This is a genomic window from Alteromonas lipotrueae, from assembly GCF_019249255.1.
Lineage (GTDB): Bacteria > Pseudomonadota > Gammaproteobacteria > Enterobacterales > Alteromonadaceae > Alteromonas > Alteromonas lipotrueae.
Genome location: NZ_JAESDJ010000003.1, coordinates 63465 through 83464 on the forward strand (window position 1 = coordinate 63465; position 20000 = coordinate 83464).

General features: G+C 44.2%; 13 protein-coding genes. 3 read left to right on the forward strand and 10 right to left on the reverse strand.

From position 1 onward, the window contains the following. Positions 1-350: 350 nt before the first annotated feature. Positions 351-1118 (reverse strand): SapC family protein, encoded by a 768-nt coding sequence (locus tag KYS23_RS05610; protein ID WP_218397358.1) that lies wholly within the window; start codon positions 1116-1118, stop codon positions 351-353. Positions 1119-1503: 385 nt separating this feature from the next. Between KYS23_RS05610 and KYS23_RS05615 the strand changes: the two genes are divergently transcribed. Next, positions 1504-2718: a dipeptidase gene (locus KYS23_RS05615; protein WP_159532782.1), complete on the forward strand. Its 1215-nt coding sequence runs from the start codon at positions 1504-1506 to the stop codon at positions 2716-2718. Positions 2719-2916: 198 nt separating this feature from the next. On the opposite strand, the gene KYS23_RS05620 is transcribed toward KYS23_RS05615, so the two are convergent. From KYS23_RS05620 to KYS23_RS05645, 6 genes are all read right to left on the reverse strand, one after another. Continuing rightward, a complete protein-coding gene (locus KYS23_RS05620; protein WP_218418200.1) occupies positions 2917-6069 on the reverse strand; it encodes an efflux RND transporter permease subunit in 3153 nt (1050 codons plus the stop codon). Further along, a complete protein-coding gene (locus tag KYS23_RS05625; protein WP_218418201.1) occupies positions 6062-7513 on the reverse strand; it encodes an efflux RND transporter periplasmic adaptor subunit in 1452 nt (483 codons plus the stop codon). The genes KYS23_RS05620 and KYS23_RS05625 overlap by 8 nt, the downstream gene beginning before the upstream one ends. After that, complete coding sequence (locus KYS23_RS05630; RefSeq protein ID WP_218418202.1) at positions 7510-9204, reverse strand: TolC family protein; 1695 nt, start codon at positions 9202-9204, stop codon at positions 7510-7512. Before KYS23_RS05630 ends, KYS23_RS05625 begins: the two co-directional genes overlap by 4 nt. Positions 9205-9284: 80 nt before the next feature. After that, positions 9285-9857: a hypothetical protein gene (locus KYS23_RS05635; protein ID WP_218418203.1), complete on the reverse strand. Its 573-nt coding sequence runs from the start codon at positions 9855-9857 to the stop codon at positions 9285-9287. Positions 9858-9896: 39 nt separating this feature from the next. Further along, on the reverse strand, positions 9897-10964 hold the full coding sequence (locus tag KYS23_RS05640; RefSeq protein WP_218418204.1) for an alpha/beta hydrolase: 1068 nt from the start codon (positions 10962-10964) through the stop codon (positions 9897-9899). A 166-nt stretch (positions 10965-11130) separates the two neighbouring features. Next, positions 11131-11871: a glutathione peroxidase gene (locus tag KYS23_RS05645; protein WP_159532794.1), complete on the reverse strand. Its 741-nt coding sequence runs from the start codon at positions 11869-11871 to the stop codon at positions 11131-11133. Between the two features lie 495 nt (positions 11872-12366). On the opposite strand from KYS23_RS05645, the gene KYS23_RS05650 reads away from it, so the two are divergent. Continuing rightward, entirely contained in the window at positions 12367-14508 is a 2142-nt protein-coding gene (locus tag KYS23_RS05650; protein ID WP_159532796.1) for a GGDEF domain-containing protein, read from the forward strand. A gap of 11 nt (positions 14509-14519) precedes the next feature. Beyond that, the gene (locus tag KYS23_RS05655; RefSeq protein ID WP_159532798.1) at positions 14520-14840 is read left to right on the forward strand and encodes a GFA family protein; all 321 of its coding nucleotides are present in this window, start codon (positions 14520-14522) and stop codon (positions 14838-14840) included. A gap of 308 nt (positions 14841-15148) precedes the next feature. Here the strand turns inward: KYS23_RS05655 and prsR are convergent, their stop codons facing one another. From prsR to KYS23_RS05670, 3 genes are all read right to left on the reverse strand, one after another. Next, positions 15149-16510, reverse strand: a complete 1362-nt coding sequence (gene prsR, locus KYS23_RS05660) for a PEP-CTERM-box response regulator transcription factor (RefSeq protein WP_159532800.1) — start codon at positions 16508-16510, stop codon at positions 15149-15151. Between the two features lie 62 nt (positions 16511-16572). After that, positions 16573-18600 carry an XrtA/PEP-CTERM system histidine kinase PrsK gene (prsK, locus tag KYS23_RS05665; protein WP_159532802.1) on the reverse strand — a complete coding sequence of 676 codons (2028 nt, stop codon included), beginning with the start codon at positions 18598-18600 and terminating at the stop codon, positions 16573-16575. 98 nt (positions 18601-18698) lie between these two features. Beyond that, positions 18699-19823, reverse strand: a complete 1125-nt coding sequence (locus KYS23_RS05670) for a beta-ketoacyl-ACP synthase III (protein WP_126873792.1) — start codon at positions 19821-19823, stop codon at positions 18699-18701. Between the last annotated feature and the right edge of the window lie 177 nt (positions 19824-20000).

Sequence of the window (20000 nt, forward strand, 5' to 3'; positions counted from 1 at the left end):
AGCCTTCTATATTTTGCTCTTGGTTTTCTTGTTTTTTGAGTACTGATCTGCAAAACAATGATGGTTCGATCCACTATTCGCCACATTTACCCACTGATTGACAGTTTAGGTATCAATGATCCCCACTGTCAAGCTAAAAAGCATAGTGAAGGCCACGTATTTACTGGCTTTGAACTGTGTGCATATACAGTATTTTGGCGAAGTAGTTGATAACCCCTAAGAAAAGAGGGGCAAAATAAAAAGGGGGTGGGGAAAGTAAAGATGATAAATACGAAAAAACCGATACTCGTTTCCCAGTATCGGTTTATTGTCTAGCTTAGCGCTTTAATCACCCTAGTGGATGATAATACCTATGCGCTTGGCGCTTCAGCTTGTGCTTCTTCAGGCTTAACCACTGACAATTGCATGCTGCGAATTGGGTTGTCTGTACCATTTGAAAGCTCAACTAAACGGTTCAATTGGCCTGCTGACATCATTACCGCGTACATAGCGCCTAAGAAACCAGACTTGTGAAGCTCAGTCACTTTCTCTTCTGGCAACTCAAGTACTTTCTTTTCGTTAATGCTTAACATGCCAGTAACGTTACGTTGTTGGCCGCTTTGGTAAGTAAGACGAATTTGAATTGGATCTAACAGGTCTAGATCAACAACTTGTTGAACAAAACGCTGTGTAACCATTTCGCTGTTTGCAAGATCAGCTAAAAACTGCTGACGGTTTTGCAAAAATTCCGTTGGCTCACCAGCATCAGTAAATAAGGCTTCGCCTTCCTCACCGATTAGGTCACTGTTTTCATCAATGTATACGCCTAGCTTCTCGCCATCAGGGCGAACATCAAAAGGGTAACGAAGGATGTTCATTGGAACGTGAGGGCCCTGCCATTTGTCACCAGTTAGAAACAGGTTTTTGTTCTGTTCCATACCAAGCATTGCAACAACATGGTGGCGTTTAGCATTAGCATCTTCAATAAATACTAGCGGCATAGTGGCAGCTAATTGAGCAAACTCACGGATAGTGGCTGCAGCAAGGTGCGTATCTTTCGCAAACTTAAAGGTATTGCTAACCGCGACTTTTACGTCTTTGTGTTTTTCTTTATCTAGCGGTACAAAATTAATAGCCATTTTACTTTCTCATACTTGTTTACTGTGGCCCCTGTAAAATAACTGAGAAGTGAGGGGTGCCACGAAAAATTATGTAGGCCGCGCGGATGAACTCACTCTCATCCTATTCGGCGACGCGCTCGGGAGTATCCCGCATTCGCGTTATGAAGTCACGCGTCAACACAATAACAAGTTTTAAATTTTTATTGCAATGTAAAATTAAAGTGAATGGTAGTAACCGCTCTAAAAACGCACAATTTCATCACTTTTAGGAGCTTTGGGATTGAAAAAGTCCGAAATAACTGGAAATAAGAAGAAATGAAAGATTAAGACGTTCTGGGCATTGTAGCTAAGCAGGTTTTCTTTTAGTCTTTTGTCTTACAACAATGATAAGGAAAAAACAAAAATGAAGGGCTTCTTCCCGCTAAAATCTTGTGCTCTCGCAATTTCCACTCTACTTTGCGCATCAGCCATTGCTGATAATACCCCCACTTACACAGCGGGTGAAAAAGCGAAAAAAATAGCCCAAGAAACGATTATTGTTGATGGGCATATTGACGTGCCCTATCGCGTAAAAAATGCATGGGTAGATGTCACCAAAGCCACGGAAGGTGGAGACTTTGATTATCCACGCGCGGTAAAAGGCGGTTTAAATGCCCCTTTTATGTCAATTTATGTACCTGCGAGTTTAGATAATTCACCAGAATCAACACAACTTGCTCATTTGCTTATCGATTCTGTAGAAGCCATTGTGGCGCGAGCCCCTGATAAATTTGCCATTGCCAAAAGCCCGTCAGACGTAAAAGCACAATTTGAAAAAGGCATCATCTCTTTACCTCTGGGAATGGAAAACGGCTCACCGATTCAAGGCGATTTAGCTAATCTAGAAGCGTTTCACGAACGTGGTATTCGCTATATTACACTAGCACACAGTCAGTCGAACCATATTTCAGATTCGTCTTACGATTTGCGCCGTCAGTGGAATGGCTTAAGTCCGTTTGGTAAAACGCTGGTTACTGAGATGAACAACATCGGCATCATGCTTGATATTTCTCATGTATCTGACGATGCATTTTATCAAGTTATTGAGCTGACCAAGGTACCCGTAATTGCGTCTCACTCATCACTTCGACGCTTTACACCTGGTTTCGAGCGTAATATGAACGACGAAATGGTTAAAGCGCTTGGCGAGAACGGAGGCGTTATCATGATTAACTTTGGCTCAAGCTTTGTAACGAAAGAAGCGGGTACATGGCGCACGGGGCTAACACAAGCGCGCAAAGCATTGATTGCCTCTGAAGGTGAAGATAGCCCGAAACTGGAAGACTTCGAAGCTAACTACCGCAAAGAAGTACCTTACCCTTACTCAACACTTGATGAAGTGCTTGACCACATCGACCATGTGGTAGAGCTGGTTGGTATTGAGCACGTAGGAATTGGTTCTGATTATGACGGCGTAGGTGACTCGTTGCCTATTGGCCTGAAAGATGTGGCCAGCTTCCCTAATTTAGTTCAGGGGTTACTGGACAGAGAATACAGCCGTGCAGATATTGAAAAAATCCTGAGCGGAAATTTATTACGTGTATGGACCCAAGTGGAAGATTACGCCAGCAAGCATTAATCATTGATGAGTATTGGCTTTTATTTCTAAGTGATTAAAAACGGTATTTAGCGCTGAGTAAACAACATTTGGCGCAAACCGTACGCTTTCATCAGTAAAGTAAAGCAGTGAAATAAAACAGCCGAACAAATACTAAAAAAGCAGTTAGGTTATCCTAACTGCCTTTTTGTTTCTAAGGTGGTTATGTAGCGTGTATTCTTACGAACGTCGCTTCATCTGCCACGCCTGAACAAGGTAAAACATAGTAGGTAGCACAAACAGAGTTAGCGCTAGCGCACTTAACATGCCTCCTACCATGGGTGCAGCAATACGTCGCATAATTTCAGCACCGGTTCCCGTTGCATACAGCACAGGTAGTAAGCCTAATATAATAGACAGCGCCGTCATCATTACCGGCCTAACACGCCGGGTGGCACCTTCAATGATGGCGTCTTTAAGTGCTTGTTTTATTTGCTCAGCAGATGATTGAGCATGCGTAGTAGAGCAAGCTTTTCCATCAAACGCTTCAACCGCTTGATGCAGGTACACCAGCATAATAACGCCTATTTCAACCGCGACACCCGCCAAGGCAATAAACCCAACGGCAACGGCTACAGAGAAGTTAAACTCCAGTGCATACAGTAGCCAGTAGCTGCCAATTAGTGCCAATGGCAAGGTAATCATAATAAGTGCTACATCGGCAACTCGCCTGAAGCTTAAATACAACAGCAACACGATAACGGCTATGGTAAATGGCACCATTATGCTAAGCCGTGCTTCCGCCCTTTCTAAGTATTCAAACTGTCCAGCCCACGTTAAGGAATAGCCTGGAGGCAATGAAACCGTATTAGTAATATGTTCTTTTGCACTTTTTACGTAACTGCCTAAATCGCCGCTTTCAATATCGATAAATACCCAACCGTTTAATCGAGCATTTTCGCTTTTTATTGCCGCGGGCCCCACCTCAATAGCAATATCGGCTACCTCGCCCAAGGTAATATTGGCACCGTTTGCTAAAACTATGGGAAGTTGTCTTAGCGCTTCTGGAGAATCTCTGTATTGTTGTGGGTAACGCATACTGATAGGAAAACGCTGCCTTCCCTCTACGGTTTCACCCAATGTTCGCCCACCTATAGCAGTGTTGATAACCTCTTGGATATCAGCGATATTGAGCCCATATCGCGCCGCCCTATCACGACTAATATCAATAGTGATATAACGCCCACCTGCAACTTTCTCGGCAAATACCGATGCGGTATTCTCAAAGTCTTGTAGCGCTTGTTCTATTTGTACACCTACCTGCTGAATGCCCGCTAATTCTGGCCCCGCTATTTTGATACCTACCGGCGTTTTAATACCAGTAGCGAGCATGTCGATACGCGTTTTAATTGGCATCACCCACGCATTGGATACCCCTGGAAATTCCACCGTACTGTTTAATATTTCCTTCAATTTTGATGTTGTCATACCTGCACGCCACTGGGATTTTGGCTTTAATTGCACAAAGGTTTCTATCATAGTTAAAGGCGCAGGATCGGTAGCGGTATCCGCTCTACCCACTTTACCGAATACATTTTGCACCTCGGGTATTGTGGCAATCAGCTTATCGGTTTGTTGTAGCAACTCTCTGGCTTTGCCCACCGAAATTCCAGGGTAAGTCGTAGGCATATAGAGTAAGTCCCCCTCATCCAAAGATGGCATGAATTCACTACCGATATGCTGCATTGGCCATACTACAGAAACTAACGCAATAAGGGCTGCGAACACTATTTTTCGAGGGTGGTTCAGCGCAGCCGTTAACGCCTTAACATACCCTGTCGAAATAGCCCTATTTAACGGGTTGCGATGCTCTGCTTTTACCTTGCCTGTCACGAAATAGCCGGCTAACACTGGCACCAAGGTAATGGCTAACGCCGCAGCGGCAGCCATGGCATAGGATTTCGTAAAAGCGAGAGGGGCAAACATTCGCCCTTCTTGTGCTTCTAAGGTAAAAACAGGGATAAAAGACACGGTAATTATCAACAGTGAAAAGAACAGGGCTGGCCCCACTTCGGTGGCCGACTTCACCACTAGCGCCCAACGCGCTTCACCTTTTACTTGCTCTCCTTGCGCTGTCGCCCGTTCAATATGCTTATGCAGGTTTTCCACCAACACAATAGCGCCATCCACCATGGCCCCCATAGCAATGGCAATACCACCTAAAGACATAATATTTGCGTTAAGGCCTTGAAACTTCATTACGATAAAGGCCATTAATATGCCAATTGGTAATGTGATTATGGCAACCAGCGACGACCGCACATGAAAAAGAAACACTAAGCAGACGGCACCCACCACAAGTAACTCTTCAACAAGCTTGCTCCATAGGTTATCGACGGCATTATCGATAAGGGTGGAACGGTCGTATACCGGTACAATATTTACGCCACTAGGTAAACTGGCCTTCAACGTTTCAATACGCGCCTTCACGTTATCAATAGTCGCCTTAGCATTTTCGCCAAAGCGCATCACTACTATGCCACCTACCACTTCGCCATTTCCGTTTAGCTCAGCGATGCCTCTGCGCATAAGTGGCGCCTCTACTACACTCGCGACATGGCCTATCGTTATCGCCACGCCATTGTGAACAACGCCTAAAGGAATATTAGCAATATCTTCAGTACCCGTAAGATAGGCAGAAGATGTCACCATATACTCTGCTTCAGCCATTTCTATTACTGACGCACCCGCTGCATTGTTGCCTCGGGCGAGTGCCGTTTCAATATGACGTAAAGGCACGTTATACGCTTGCAACTTTTGCGGATGAAGTTGCAGTAAATACTGTTTAACCATGCCGCCTACAGAGGCGACTTCCGACACTCCTTGCACGCTTTGCAATTCATATTTTAAGAACCAGTCTTGCAAAGCCCTAAGCTCACCAGCATCGTAGTTGTGTAACTCATCAACAAGGGCATACATGTAAACCCAACCTACCCCAGTAGCATCAGGCCCCAGTTTGGGTACCACACCATCAGGCAAGGTTATTTGGCTAAGGTATTCCAGCACTCTGCTTCGTGCCCAATACATATCGGTACTGTCGTCAAAAATAACGTACACATAAGAGTCACCAAAAAATGAAAATCCTCGAACTGTTTTTGCACCCGGCACAGACATTAAGGCAGTGGTGAGCGGATAGGTTACTTGATCTTCTACTACTTGAGGCGATTGCCCTGCATAGCTGGTTTTAACAATCACCTGCACATCTGATAAATCAGGTATGGCATCAATAGGTGTATGCTTTACTGCTATTACCCCGCCAATAGAAATACACAACGTTGCCAGTAAAACTAATATGCGATTCGCCACAGACCAACGTATTATGGCTTCAATCATGGTGCATGCCCTCGTGGTGCTTGGCCTCGTGATTCACTCCCTGATGTTGTAATCCATGATGAGATTTCTCTGGCAGGTTTGACTTTTTTTGGGGTGAATCGTGTTGTGTTGGATCATGTTTTGTTGGATCGTGTTGCATTGGGTCATGCTCAGGCGTATCAGACATTGGCTTGTTGTGTTTTACCATTTCATGATCGCCATGAGACTGCATACGTTTGAAATCTGATGTTTTAGACGACTCTGAATCAATCAGAAACTGCGCCGACAGCACTATTTTGTCACCTTCATTTACGCCTTGAGTTATTTCAATGAAGTCCCCTGCTTTACGCCCAACGTTGACGGCTATAGATTTAAAGCTTTCTTCGACATTCATAACGACTCGGTTTTGGGCGAGATGTTGATTTTGGCCCTGCGACTGGATTTGAATAACGCTTTGATAAGGCACATACAGCACAGGCTTTTCGGTTTGCTTGGTAAAAATCACATTGGCGAACATATAGGGTTTAATGTCACCGCTGTCGTTCTTTAAAGTAACCCGCACTCTGAGCGTACGTGTTTCAACATCAAGTGCTGGGTAGATAAAATCGACCTTACCCGTAAAGGTCTTATTTGACAGATAGTCAAACGTGATCGATACCTGCTGATCAAGTGCCACTTTAGGCACATCTCGCTCAAATACGCGGGCTTCAACCCACACTCTGTCTAAACGAGCAATACTAAGCACCGTAGTGCCAGGTTGAACATAGAACCCCTCGCGCACTCCTAAATGTTCTACCACGCCGGCCTGGGGGGCAAAGAAGGTAATAGTTTGTGAAACCTCTCGGCTTTTTTCGAGTTGCGCGATAAATCCATCCGATAAATGCAGCGCTTTTAAACGTTGTTTAGCACCTGCGGCTAAGCGTGTGTCTCCTCGCTTTAACGCAATAACAAACTCCTCCTGCGCAGTCACCAGAGCAGGTGAATAAAGGGTATACAGTTTTTGCCCTTGGCTAACGGCCTCACCTTCCGTTTTAATAAACAGCTTATCAATCCAACCCTCTACTCTGGGGTGGATATGCACCAAGTAGTCTTCGTTATAGGTAACGTTCCCCACTGCACTAAAGGTCAAATCCAGTTGCCCTCGTTTTACCGTGGTAAACTTCACGCCCATATTTTGCTGTACCTGGGGTGAAATGGTCACCTCACCATCACGTTTTGCGCCGCTACCCGATGCTGCATATACTGGCACTAAATCCATGCCCATAGGCGACTTACCCGGTTTGTCTCGACGGTAGGCATCATCCATAGGCGCAACCCAATAGAGGGGCTTTTTGTTATTTGAGTTGTCATCACCACCTGCAATCACCCCCTCAACAGCGGCCTCGCTCTGTATGTTTGAATTCCATACAAACATAGCCGCTGCGCCACCGATTAAGCCGACCACAAGAATAAATAGTGTCTTCATTGTTTTGCTACTCCGTCGGTAGTGGTTTTGTGGGTGTCCATGTTTGATCTAGTAACTGGATTTGTAGCAGTTATGTGGATGTCTTTGAATTTAGTGTGGATGTCCATGTTTGAACTTATGTTTGAACTTGTGTGAGTGTCCACTTTAGTCAGTAGTGGTTCATCGATTGAGTCAGAGGTTTGAAGTGGGTGTCCAAAATTGAACCTCCCAACACTGATCTGGGTGTGCATCTGGCTTCTGGAAGTATGGATATCTATAAATCGAGAGGAGGTCATTTGGCGACCTAAAACGTGGGTGTCTAGCAATCTGTCTTTCAATCGAGAACCTGTTAACTGATTTTGTTCGTTTGTCAGCGGGTAGTACAGGTAAGCGAGTTCGGCTAAAGTTTTTGCTATATCGACATGAAGCGCAAGGGCATCTAACTTTGCTGATATGTGAGAGATACGTGCACGCATTACGCCGTCAAATGTGCCCTTATCCGCTATGTATGCATTAAGCGCTGACTCGGCTAAACTCTCTGATTGTTCAAGTAATGCGGTATCAAATAACTGCTGGCGGTCAGTTAAGCTTGCAAGCTCAGCTTCACGTGCTTCAGCAAGGGCAGCTAATCGCCTCACTTCTAATCGTCGTTGTGTGGATTTGAGCCCTAACCTTGCCGCTGATGCCGACAAATTGGCATCTTGACGCTTACTGCTAAACAGCGGTAAATCTACTTGGACACCCACACTAATAAAGTCAGCTTGGCTCATACCATTTTGGGCATCTTGACGATATCCGTAGGCGGCTTCAAAGGCCCATTTAGGTTTGGTTTGCTCTTTCGCAAGAGTCAATTTCTGTGTAGCGACCAATTCGTCTTTTACAAGCAACTGCACAGAGGGATGCGCATCGATAATATTAAATAAGTCACCTCGCTCAACCTGCCTGGCTAAGGAGTGACTAAAAGGAAAAATGTCGTGATGATTAAGTGCTCTGGGCACAGTGAAACTTACTTCACTGGAAAAATCGAACCACCTTGACAGCTGGGCTAGTGCCACAGATGCAGCTTGCTGTTCCTTCAAAATTGTATCTTTTAAGCGAAGGCGCTCTAGTCGAATCTGAATAATATCTTGCTGTTGAGTGCCGCCCACGCCACTTCGGTAAGACGACTCTACTGTCTCGAGTAACTGCGCTAACGACTGCGATTCTTCGCGCAATAAGGCTACGGTTTGCTCTGCTTGATACCACGCCAGCCACTCCAGCGACACTTCTCGCAACAACCACGCTCGCCTTGCTGCTCTTTTCACAGGTTCTTTTTGGGCTTGTTCAATGGCGATGGTACGGGAGATGTTTGCAGAATTCCCCCTTGGCATAGCTTGTCGAATACCCAATTTCAACTGTGTCATTGGCTCTTGATTCAGTGAAAAGCCATCGGTTGGCACGCTTTGCAGCGAAGTACTGATAGTGGGATTATCCCAGCTATTGGCTGCATCACTATCGAACTGATAGGCAGCCTCTTCATGCCGACTTCCTTGAAAATAAACGTCTTGATTGAGCGCGAGATGTTGCGCATCTTTAAGACTGAGGGTCGTTGCGAGGGAAGGTGTACTAACGACAAAAAGTAACATTCCTAGCCAAGCACGCTGAAGGTAACAAGTACGAAGTCTAACTTGAGTTTGGTAGTTAAAAATCATACCCAGATTAAATGCAAACATGAGAAAACCACATTAATTTCCCCCTAGACTCAGGAGATAAAAAGAAAAACGTGGGTGCTATACGCCCCCGCCAGATACAACTATCCTGCGAAAGCGAATTTGGGGGGGCGAAATTGGGTGTTGGGTATAGTGTAAGGGGCTTGCTGATGTACAAAAGTGACTAACGGGGTTAGCGCGATAACCGCTACCGATACATCATTATTTATGAGTGCATAAACAGCGGCGCATACACCTGTAGGGCATTGACAATGATCGTCACAGCACGAATCAGGTGTGACACCGTGCATACTCGGGTCAATTGATTTCACAGCTTCAAGGGGAGCGCTTGAGGCACTATGAATGGCGTGTTCCTTTTTTACAGCTGATTGAGTGCTTGAAGGCGCAATGAAATTGCTAGCAGAAGCGTGACTATCTGAATGGCACCCACTAGCACTAGCTTGCATTTTTTTATTCGCGCGACTTGCTTCTGATAAATTGTTCTCAGAATTTATTTCTATATACGTTGCGTCCACAGGCGTTGTCGCGGTCTTTGACATAGCCTTTGGCATCGCCATTGACATAGCCATTCCCGGCGACAATTTAGTTACCAAGGAAATAACCATTATCAGCATGACTACATAGCCATGTCGCTGCTTTTTCAATTTAGCTATCATGCCTTAAAGCTTAATCGCATTTGTTATTGCTGTAAAACGCTAAAATTGTTGCGCATAGGTTTTTAACATCAGTGACATGGTTGAAAATAAAGGGTTTGCTTTTGGCACGGCGCACTCTTCGTTTTCATTTACCATGACCTTATTAAACTTCATATCGTGTAGCATTGACGTATTCACCACAAGATCGGCATGACACAGCGCATAAGATGCATCAATAACAAAAAACGTATTAGGCCCTGCGCTATTTTCCATTAGGTTTTCAACACCGTGAATAGGCGTGGTGGCATCAGCTTGAGAGTGCGCAGCAAAAAGAGGCACTTCAATACGCTTGCCGTCTTCAAAATCGTCGCGGACTTTTTCGATAATATCCATCAGCTCTAACCCCGCAAAGCCGGCAACATTTGGATATTTAAAAGGGTTCGGACCGTGCGTGATATAACTACCATCCACAATTTTCGCCACCCACTTAATTCCCCAAATCCTAGACATACTCTCGGCATTTTCAGAGAGCGCCAAGGCACCAGAAAACAACATAAGTCCGTCGATGTTATCACTTGCGTCCAGGTACTGCTCAACCGCCAATGCGCCGCCAGTTGAAAACCCGCCCACAATCAAGGTGTCGCCCATGTCATCAGCTAACGCGATAACCTCATCGACATGTGCTTGCCAACGCTCAGCTAAATCGCTATCACTCATTGCCCCCTCATCATCTCGCAGCCCATGCCCAGGTAACAGCGGAACAATAACGTCATAACCTTCGTTGAATAAAATATTGCTAATTTCTCGCAAAAAGAAAGGTGAATCACTAAGCCCGTGGACTAACACGGCCACTTTCTTTGAAGGGATATCATGATGCAGCACGAAGGGAGCATTACCTTCGTTGCGAAGTACGTTTCCACATACGGTATAGCGGTGCAGTTTAGAAGATTTACATCGCTGCGTTTCACCCCACTCTTGCTTATAAAAATCAGCAAATCGCGTCAACACATCTTGTGCTTCAATAGAGCTGGCACTGACAGAACTGACGATTAATGCGCCTAATAACGCACAACACATTACTGCAGCAGGAAGTATGGATGATTTTGCGAGAGCAAACTTTGAATGCACGTAGATTCTCCAAAAGGCATTACATTTAGCCAATTATAACAAAATAAGGCCATTAGATAATGGCCTTATACGTGTACAGTTACACTGTGACGGCAAGGTGTATTAACACGCAAAACTTTAGCAAGTGCTGCTTTGGTAAGCGCTTTTTCGCCGTCGTCACTGCTTTTTAATTAAAGTACAATGCTAAATCGTCTGACCCGCCAATATGCTTACCACCAATGAAAACTTGAGGAACAGTTTCACGGCCAGTCACTGCACTAAGGCTGGTTAACGAGGCATCTTTACCTAGTACAATCTCTTCAAAATCGTAACCATTGTCGGTTAACAATGCTTTCGCCTTTGTACAAAATGGGCAGTTAGGCTTAGTAAATAGCGACACAGGTGCTTTTGTCTCAGCGCCAGGAGCAATGTAAGCAAGCATAGTGTCGGCATCAGAAACCTCAAACGGGTCGCCGGGCACGTCTGGTTCAATGAACATTTTCTCTACGGTGCCGTTTTTAACTAACATAGAGTAGCGCCAGCTACGCTTTCCAAAACCTAAGTCGGCTTTATCTACCAACATACCCATTCCGTCAGTAAAATCACCATTCCCATCAGGTATAACAGTAACATTTTCTGCTTCTTGATCGGCTGCCCAAGCATTCATTACGAAAGTATCGTTGACTGATATGCATAATATCTCATCTACGCCATGCTGTTTAAATACTTTGGCAAGTGCGTTGTAGCGAGGTAAGTGCGTAGAAGAACATGTAGGCGTAAAAGCACCAGGAAGAGAAAAAACCACCACTGTTTTATTGCTAAACAATTCTTCAGTGGTTTTGGTTGCCCACGTTTCGCCATCGCGAACAGGAATAGAAACGGAAGGAACCTGTTGACCTTCTTTTGAGATAAAACGACTTTCTGACATAGTGTTCTCGCTACGCGCAAATAAATGAAGTTGCTAGGATAGAGAAATCTAAGAAAAAAGAACAGCCTCGGTTCATCTAATCCGATCAAAGGTATAAATTAGCATGCGTAATGACTAATATTAATGCTTATTAAGATACATTAATGCTTTTCAACACCCTGACTCTCACTATATTCTTATTCTAATGTTAGACATAAGTTTTAACCTGTCAGGGAACGATTTAGCCATACGCTTCAGGCAATCCGAAATCAAAAAAAACAAAACTGTTTTATTTAATGTGTAAGTTCTGATTGGAACAGGTACCCTTTGCGACAAATCCATACTTTAGTCTAATGACTGATACGTTATTTCTTCGGGTTGTTCGCCATAATAGTAGTGATAGGAATTGACTGCTTATAACGATATTAGCACTTCAGTTTTACTCATAAACTTTCAGTCCTTCTTCTGTTTTATAGGGAAGGCCAATAAATGCGTAGTCGTAAGGAAGCTTCTATAATGCCCAGACAGTCGGCTCGGCGTTTTGCCACCAGCATTGTCACCGTTTCGCTACTTTTCGCTTTAGTGGGTTTTTCTTCGTCTACAAAAGCATCGCCTACTGCCCTTACTCAAACTGTTCACGAACTCATTCAAAGCGGAGCTTTCGAGGATGCCGAGCGTCAAACCTTACTTGCCATTGAGCAAGCGCATCAAAGCGATGTATTGTCGATAAGTACATTGTCGGCCAGTACGTTTTTTGAGGTAGGCCAGCTATTACAAAGTGCATCTCGTTTCAATGTAGCAAACGATGCGCTCTACGTTGCGTTAGATGGCTTCACCCGCCATGGCCAACTTATTGATATGGCAAATACCTTACACCACCTTGGTACCGCGCAACGCTTTCTAGGGAACTATGATCAATCTATTGACTACCTTCGACGTGCACAATCTATCGCGCAAACTCAAGGTATCCTTCTTTTAAATGCGACCGTTCAAATGGAAATTGGCCTTGTCCAAAAAGAACAAGGTCAAGTACAAGCTGCACTTTACACATTAAAAAAAGCATTAAGCTTATTTCGGGTACAACGAGATACTAAAAGTACTGGCCAAGGCCTCGCCACCATTGGTGATATATATGTCACATTAAATCAGTTTTCTGAGGCCAACACGTATTATCAAGACGCATTACAAATAGCGAAAACAAGCAATGACAAGCCGCTTACAGCACAAATACTGGGTAAGATTGGCGCTTTACTGTTACTTAAAGGCGATATTGAAGAAGCCTCAGAGGCGCTTAAACACGCACTAACGCTATTAAAAGAGAATGGGGAGGCAAGTGAAATTTCCACCACGCAGGCGTGGTTAGGTGAAGCGCTGGTAAAAACCGGCGACACAGAGCAAGGCTTAATGCTGCTTGAGGAGTCACTCGCGGTGGCTAAATCTACCGGCCAGCAAAAATTACTGCAACAAGTCCGCCTAGCATTAGCCAATGCAATGATGTCGTTACAACAGTTTGACGATGCGCTAGCGTATGCCAAAAGTGGCACTATAGAAGCAAGACGACGGGTTGATTTGCGTAGCCAACTGAGTTTTTTATCTATTCAAGTGAAAGCCCTGGCGGCAAAGGGTGAATTTAAGCGCGCATTAGATATTCAGTCGATATTGCAAAATATACGAGAAGAGGTGTTGAGTTCCGGTAGCGAGGTCGCGATTGCGCAGCTTCAAGCCGAAATAGAAATCGAGCGTCAAGCACAGTCTATTCAGGTATTACAGAAAACCAAACAACTAGCATTAGCTGAAGCCGAACAAACTAATCTGCGCACAACATTATTTTGGAGTACGTTAATTGCCGGGCTGTTAACGCTCTTTCTTATTTGGAGCAGGTACACTCAGCGCCAACAAACCATCAGGCTTCGTCGTGAAGTTAAGCAGCGAACAAAAGAGCTTGAACAAAAAAATTCTGAGCTACAAACAGCCTATAAAACTCTTGAGCAAGTGAGTCTTCATGATTCACTGACAGGCTTGTATAACCGGCACTACCTTGAATCCCAATTGCCAGGTGAACTTAAGCGTAGTTCTCATGCGAACAAACATCAGCAAGGCCACAATGAACGTAACCAGGATCTGCTCTGCTTCTTAATAGACATCGACCATTTCAAACGTATTAATGATGAGCATGGCCATTTAGCGGGCGATAAAGTACTTAGTCAGTTCGCCGACGTTCTTCGAGAAGTTTTCAGACAAACCGATTTACTAATTCGCTGGGGCGGCGAAGAGTTCTTGGTAATATGCCGTCACTCTATGCGAGATGACCTTCCCCAACTGGCCGAACGATGCCGCGCCGCTGTTAGCGATAAAGTCTTCCATATTGATGATACTCGCTCGCTTCGCGTTACCTGTAGCATTGGGTTTAGCATTCTCCCTCCTATTGAACACGTGTCGTTCGAAGAAAGCTGGAAGAGTACGTTTTCAGTGGTAGATTATTGTTTATACGCCACCAAGATGTCTGGCCGCAATGGGTGGATTGGGGTTATCGATACCAATAAAGCCCTGATTGGCGACGTGCAAGAAACCCCGCTTGATAAGAAATTTCACTTTAAGCAGTCATACATTTCTACATCATTTAACACGCTGTCGAGCATAAATTGGCCCGAGGAGTAGGAGCGTACATTATGTATAAAGGTAGTTGTCAGTGTCAGGCCATACAGTTTGAGTTGTCTGATATTAGTGAAGATGAATTGGACGTTGAAACGTTATCTTGCAGCGAAACGCTTAACCTCACCATTGCCGGTGCACGTAAGCATCTAGTGATAGATTGTGCGCCATCGGTGCTGGGTGAATTACAGCTATCGCCAAGCAGCAAACAGTTTTTCTGTAATGAATGCTCAACCCCCATTTTTACCGAAGATGAACGTGGAAATATTGAGCTGCATGTAGCCTTTTACGGGCATGATTTATTGGCTAAACATCACAGCCAATACCATATTCCCTGACTAGGCCCACTGTTTCAGCAGCTCTGGAGACGCGACATGGGTTTTGAGACATTGTGAGTTGTCCCAACGAAGTTGCCACAACGGAGTTGTCGCAGTGAAGTTGTCGCAGTGAAGTTGTCGCAGTGAAGCTGTCGTAACGAAGTTGTCCCAACGAAGGCACGATAACGAAACCGCAATGAAGACTCCCGCTCTCAGCAGAGCTTGTCGTAACAGCAAACTTTACCGAAAGAAGAGCTCGTTGAAAGGTATCGCACCGAATGATGCGATAGGCAAGAGCGTAGCATCAAACTACGCCTTTTCGATGAGTCTCACGCCGAACTTTTTAAATCGTCCAAGTGGTATTTGTCAATAAGTGAGTACAAGGTTGGACGAGTAACACCTAGCAATTCAGCGGTTTTAGACATATTTTTATCCGCTTGATGATACGCTCTACGAATTGCCCTACTTTCGGCAACCTCTCGTACTTCGCGAAGATTCAAGGTTTCAGACTCTCCACTACCATCTACCGCGAACAAACCTAAGTCATCAGGCTGGATGACTGTTCCCTCGGCCATAATCACTGCCGATTTCAGCTTATTTTGCATTTCACGAATATTCCCAGGCCATTTGTGAGCCAGCATGGAATTAATCGCAGATTCAGAAAAGCTCTTTGCCTTGGCGTTAAACTCTTCGCGATAAATATTAAGGAAGGTACGCGCAAGCAGGATAATATCTTGATCTCTATCTCGCAGCGGCGGGATCATAATGGGAATTTCACCAATACGGTAATATAAATCTTCCCTAAAACGCTCTTCAGCCACCATGGTTTGCAGGTCTCTGTGGGTAGCACAGACAACCCGAATATCCACAGGAATTTCGGAACGCCCCCCTACTCGCTCAATAACACGCTCTTGTAAAAAACGTAGCATTTTGGCTTGCAGCCCAATAGGCATATCGCCAATCTCATCTAGAAATAGCGTGCCACCTTGGGCGGTTTCAATTTTACCTAGGGTAGTTTTATTAGCGCCAGTAAATGCGCCTTTCTCGTAACCAAACAGCTCACTTTCCAAAAGATTTTCAGGAATTGATGCACAGTTAATGGCGACAAACGGTTTATCTCTTCGAGGGCTGTGTTCATGGATGCTGCGCGCAAATACTTCTTTACCCGTTCCACTTTCACCTAGCAGTAACGTACTCACATCCGTATTCGCTATTTTCTCAGCTTTACGCACCACCGTTTGAATCGACTCACTGTTACCAATGATACGGCTCATGCCTGAGCGTACTTTAGATAAAATGCTATTTTCCAATTCCAGCTTAGCCAAGTTAAGTGCACGATAAACAAGCAACTTTATGGTGTCTGAATCTATCGGTTTTTGGTAAAAATCATAGGCACCGAAATTTATGGCCTTAAGTGCATTCTCTTTTTCGTTGTTACCGGTGACAACAATGACTTTGGTTCTAGGCGCTAAGGAAATAATATCTTGTAAAATTCTCAAGCCTTCAGACGCATTAGCTGGGTCGGGTGGCAATCCTAAGTCTAGTGTCACGACTTTAGGTTCGTACCGGCGCAGTTGTGCAATTGCCGAGGTATGATCGTCAGCAAAAACAACGTCGTAGTCGGTTAAGCTCCACTTTAATTGTTTCTGAATACCTAAATCGTCATCTACCACTAAAACGGTATCTGTCATCAGTCTGTTCCTGTGTTACTTCGTCCGTATCAACATAGGTTGGTTGTCATCGCTCACTTTGCTCAAATCAGCGTAAATGCTAGCGTAAAACAACTTCCTTTCCCTGGTTCACTTTGAACGCTTATTTTACCACCGATAGATTCAATGTACGTTTTCGCATCGTACGCACCAATCCCCATTCCTGCGTTACCTTTCGTAGTATCGAAAGGGGTAAACAAGCGAGTTTCGATGAAGTCTTGATCCATCCCGGTTCCTGTATCCTCTATCATTACATATTGAACACGGTTTTGGATGTCATGCGTTAACACTATATTTATTACGCCACTATCTTCGGTTGCTTGCTGCGCGTTACTTATTAGGTGATAGAAAACATTGGCGACTTTTTCTTTATCAATTAATACTTGCTCTTCGCTACTGCAATGCACTTTCGGGGTGGGGAAAAGCCCCATGCATCGGTTTGCCACTACATCATTAATAATATGCGATAAGGAGCAAGAGGTGTGAGCACCGTCATCATTAATCTTTTTATCGGTTAATTGCTTTAACATTTTATCCATACGCGCTTTGGTATGTTCCAATGTTTCAAATGTATCTTCAATAAACTCGGGGTTATGTTTATGCTGCTGCGCGTTGGCCAAGATCAAATCTACTTGCGCCATCACATTCTTTAAATCATGCACAACAAACGCAGACATTCTATTAAACGCGGCGAACTGGGCATTTTCTGCCACCAGCTTTGATGCTTCATGATGGAACACAAACATACTTACCTGCTCGGTGATAGCATTGAGATAATCTCTAACTTCCCAATTTAAACTCAGTCGTTCCTTATCACCAGCCGCAAGGATGGCGAAGCCCCAAATTTCATCATTTTTGTAAAATGGTAGGTAAAGCTGATAGCCCCATTCTTTCAAAATAACTCTGTCGATTTGTAGCCCTTTATAATGAAATGGCTTTGCCTGGTATTCGTGTACATCAATCAACCATGTATTAGACGCACAATACTCTGTTAGCGCACGAATGACGGTTAAGTCATCATGGGTGTCTGGTAATGGGTTAACTTGTGCCAACTGCTCAAAGTCGTTGTTTACCCGTTTATACAGCTTACCAGAATCGTATTCGATAGCTTCCAGTATGCCTCGAAGTGCACTCTCGTGAACGGTATTAGGCGCGTCCATTGAGCTAGAGAGTGTTTTTGTTAGTTTTATCCACTCTACACGGTAGTCAAACTGGTTGGCAAAAAAGTGTTTGGTAATAAATACCTTACACTTGGTTCTAAAGGAGTTCGACAAAAATACGGTAACTAGCAAGGCAAGCGACAATACCACAAGTATGGTCTGTACCATGGCTCCCCAATTTCCACCTACGTAGCTGATGGCGTAGCCAATAATGGCCATAATGAAAAGATAAGCGCCTGCAACGAGTAATAAAGAGCTGTGTAGTACTACATCCCTAGAAATGAAGATATCGACGCCCCAGTGCTTGATACGTCGAATGGCAATAACCAAAAATGGAATAAGGAGGAAATAGATATAGCCACGAGCGGCAATGTAATTAACCTCAACCTGATTCACCATGGTGGCATTAGCGTAAGTAACGAAATCAAAAAGGTGGGTGGCACCAAGATATAAAATTAAGGGCTTATATGCCCATTGATCTGCATCCGCTTGACGGTAAATAACTTCCAATAAGATAAGCACTTCAAGGGCAAGAATAATGAGCATGAGATAACGCCACGAGGCATCAATCCACAAGACATGGGGTAACACTAAGGCTATGCAGCCAGGGAGTAATATGAAAAGGGTTGTTGGGCGACGTAATATATCAAACAGGTTGGTAAAATTATCTTTCAGGCACCCTGCCAAAAAGAGCAACCAAGCCACTTGTCTGAGTGCATCGATGGTGAGTAACCAAGAAAGACTGATAGGACCAAACAGCGCCGTTATCATGCTAGTAGACCAGAACAACGTAGTGGCTGTAGCTAGTACCAACAAGTGATTGGCTAATCCAGGCTTTCGTACTGCAAAAAGTAATAGCATTAACAGTAAGTAAGCCAAACTGTTAAGGCCATAGCCTATATCTGAAATCATCCCTATTTATTCTCACCCGGTATTTATTGTTTTGAGGTTCTGGTTTTATCAGGTGGTGCTGACAACAAACTAGGTTACTGCCAGCTTAGGCTAATCGCCTACCGTTTTTTAAGTAACAATGACCCAATTGAATAACCGGCTCCAAAAGAGCACAACACACCAATATCACCGGCGACTAAATCTTCATGGTTCAATCCAAAAGCAATCACAGATCCTGCTGATGCCGTATTAGCATATTCATCTAGAACAATAGGTGCTTCATCAGCATTAGCATCGCGCCCCAATAAACGCTTTATGATCAGCGTATTCATGTTGATATTCGCTTGATGCAACCACCAACGTCTTACGTCTGTCGCCGTTAACTGATGTCTGTCTAAGTGGCTTTCTATGTGATTTGCTGCCATTGGACACACTTCTTTAAATACCTTACGCCCTGCTTGATGAAAGAGCTTATCTGCGCCATAAGGGTCTACATCTTCTGTACGCGTAATGTAACCGAAGTTTGAGCGAATGTTATTTGAAAACTTAGTTACCGCGTTTGTACTCATAACATCGTAACTGTGTTTGCTATTCACAGTTTCAGCTGTTTCTAATACCGTCGCTGTCGCTACGTCACCAAAAATAAAGTGGCTGTCTCTGTCGGTATAGTTAATCTGTGGTGACACTAATTCAGGGTTTATTACCAATACACACTTAGCATTACCGGCACTTAGCATTTCGTACGCGCGGTGCATACCAAAAGTGGCGGCAGAGCACGCCACTAGCATATCGAAACCAAAGCCTTCAATGCCTAGCGCTTCTTGCACTTCAATCGCAATAGCTGGATAAGCACGTTGTGTATAGGCGCAAGATACAATAACGGCATCAACGTCTTGGGCGGTTTTATTTGCAGAAGCCAACGCCAATTTGGCTGCTTCTACTGCTATTTCCGCTTGGTGAGATAGCGCTTCATCTTCACGAGCCTCAATTTTGGGCTTCATGCGCGAAATATCAAGCGCACCTTCTTTTTGGTAAATATATCGGCTTTTAATACCTGACGCTTTTTCAATGAACTCGGCACTAGAATAAGGTTTTGCAGTAACCTGCTGTGCTTCTATTTCCGCTTTATGCTCTTCGTTATACGAATCAACATACGCATTATAACTATCTACCAGTTCCTGATTTGTAATACTGCTTTCAGGGTGCCAAACACCCACACCGCTAACAACGATCTGTTGAGACATCTGCATTCTCTTTATCTATTATTTCTGTTTAAGCCATACGGCCATGACATAACGGAGAAATAGGATAAGTGAAATCCGACAGACTGTTAGCAGGCAACCACAATCTGTGCTCAGACAATTTGAGCGCTACTACGCTGCACTTATCGTTTCAATGTTAATACGTATAGTTATAGCTTA

Bases quoted from the DNA above. Each gene is read 5' to 3' on its own strand.
- KYS23_RS05610 (WP_218397358.1), bottom strand. From the start codon at position 1,118: ATGGCTATTAATTTTGTACCGCTAGATAAAGAAAAACACAAAGACGTA.
- KYS23_RS05615 (WP_159532782.1), top strand. From the start codon at position 1,504: ATGAAGGGCTTCTTCCCGCTAAAATCTTGTGCTCTCGCAATTTCCACT.
- KYS23_RS05620 (WP_218418200.1), bottom strand. From the start codon at position 6,069: ATGATTGAAGCCATAATACGTTGGTCTGTGGCGAATCGCATATTAGTT.
- KYS23_RS05625 (WP_218418201.1), bottom strand. From the start codon at position 7,513: ATGAAGACACTATTTATTCTTGTGGTCGGCTTAATCGGTGGCGCAGCG.
- KYS23_RS05630 (WP_218418202.1), bottom strand. From the start codon at position 9,204: ATGTTTGCATTTAATCTGGGTATGATTTTTAACTACCAAACTCAAGTT.
- KYS23_RS05635 (WP_218418203.1), bottom strand. From the start codon at position 9,857: ATGATAGCTAAATTGAAAAAGCAGCGACATGGCTATGTAGTCATGCTG.
- KYS23_RS05645 (WP_159532794.1), bottom strand. From the start codon at position 11,871: ATGTCAGAAAGTCGTTTTATCTCAAAAGAAGGTCAACAGGTTCCTTCC.
- KYS23_RS05650 (WP_159532796.1), top strand. From the start codon at position 12,367: ATGCCCAGACAGTCGGCTCGGCGTTTTGCCACCAGCATTGTCACCGTT.
- KYS23_RS05655 (WP_159532798.1), top strand. From the start codon at position 14,520: ATGTATAAAGGTAGTTGTCAGTGTCAGGCCATACAGTTTGAGTTGTCT.
- prsR (WP_159532800.1), bottom strand. From the start codon at position 16,510: ATGACAGATACCGTTTTAGTGGTAGATGACGATTTAGGTATTCAGAAA.
- prsK (WP_159532802.1), bottom strand. From the start codon at position 18,600: ATGATTTCAGATATAGGCTATGGCCTTAACAGTTTGGCTTACTTACTG.
- KYS23_RS05670 (WP_126873792.1), bottom strand. From the start codon at position 19,823: ATGTCTCAACAGATCGTTGTTAGCGGTGTGGGTGTTTGGCACCCTGAA.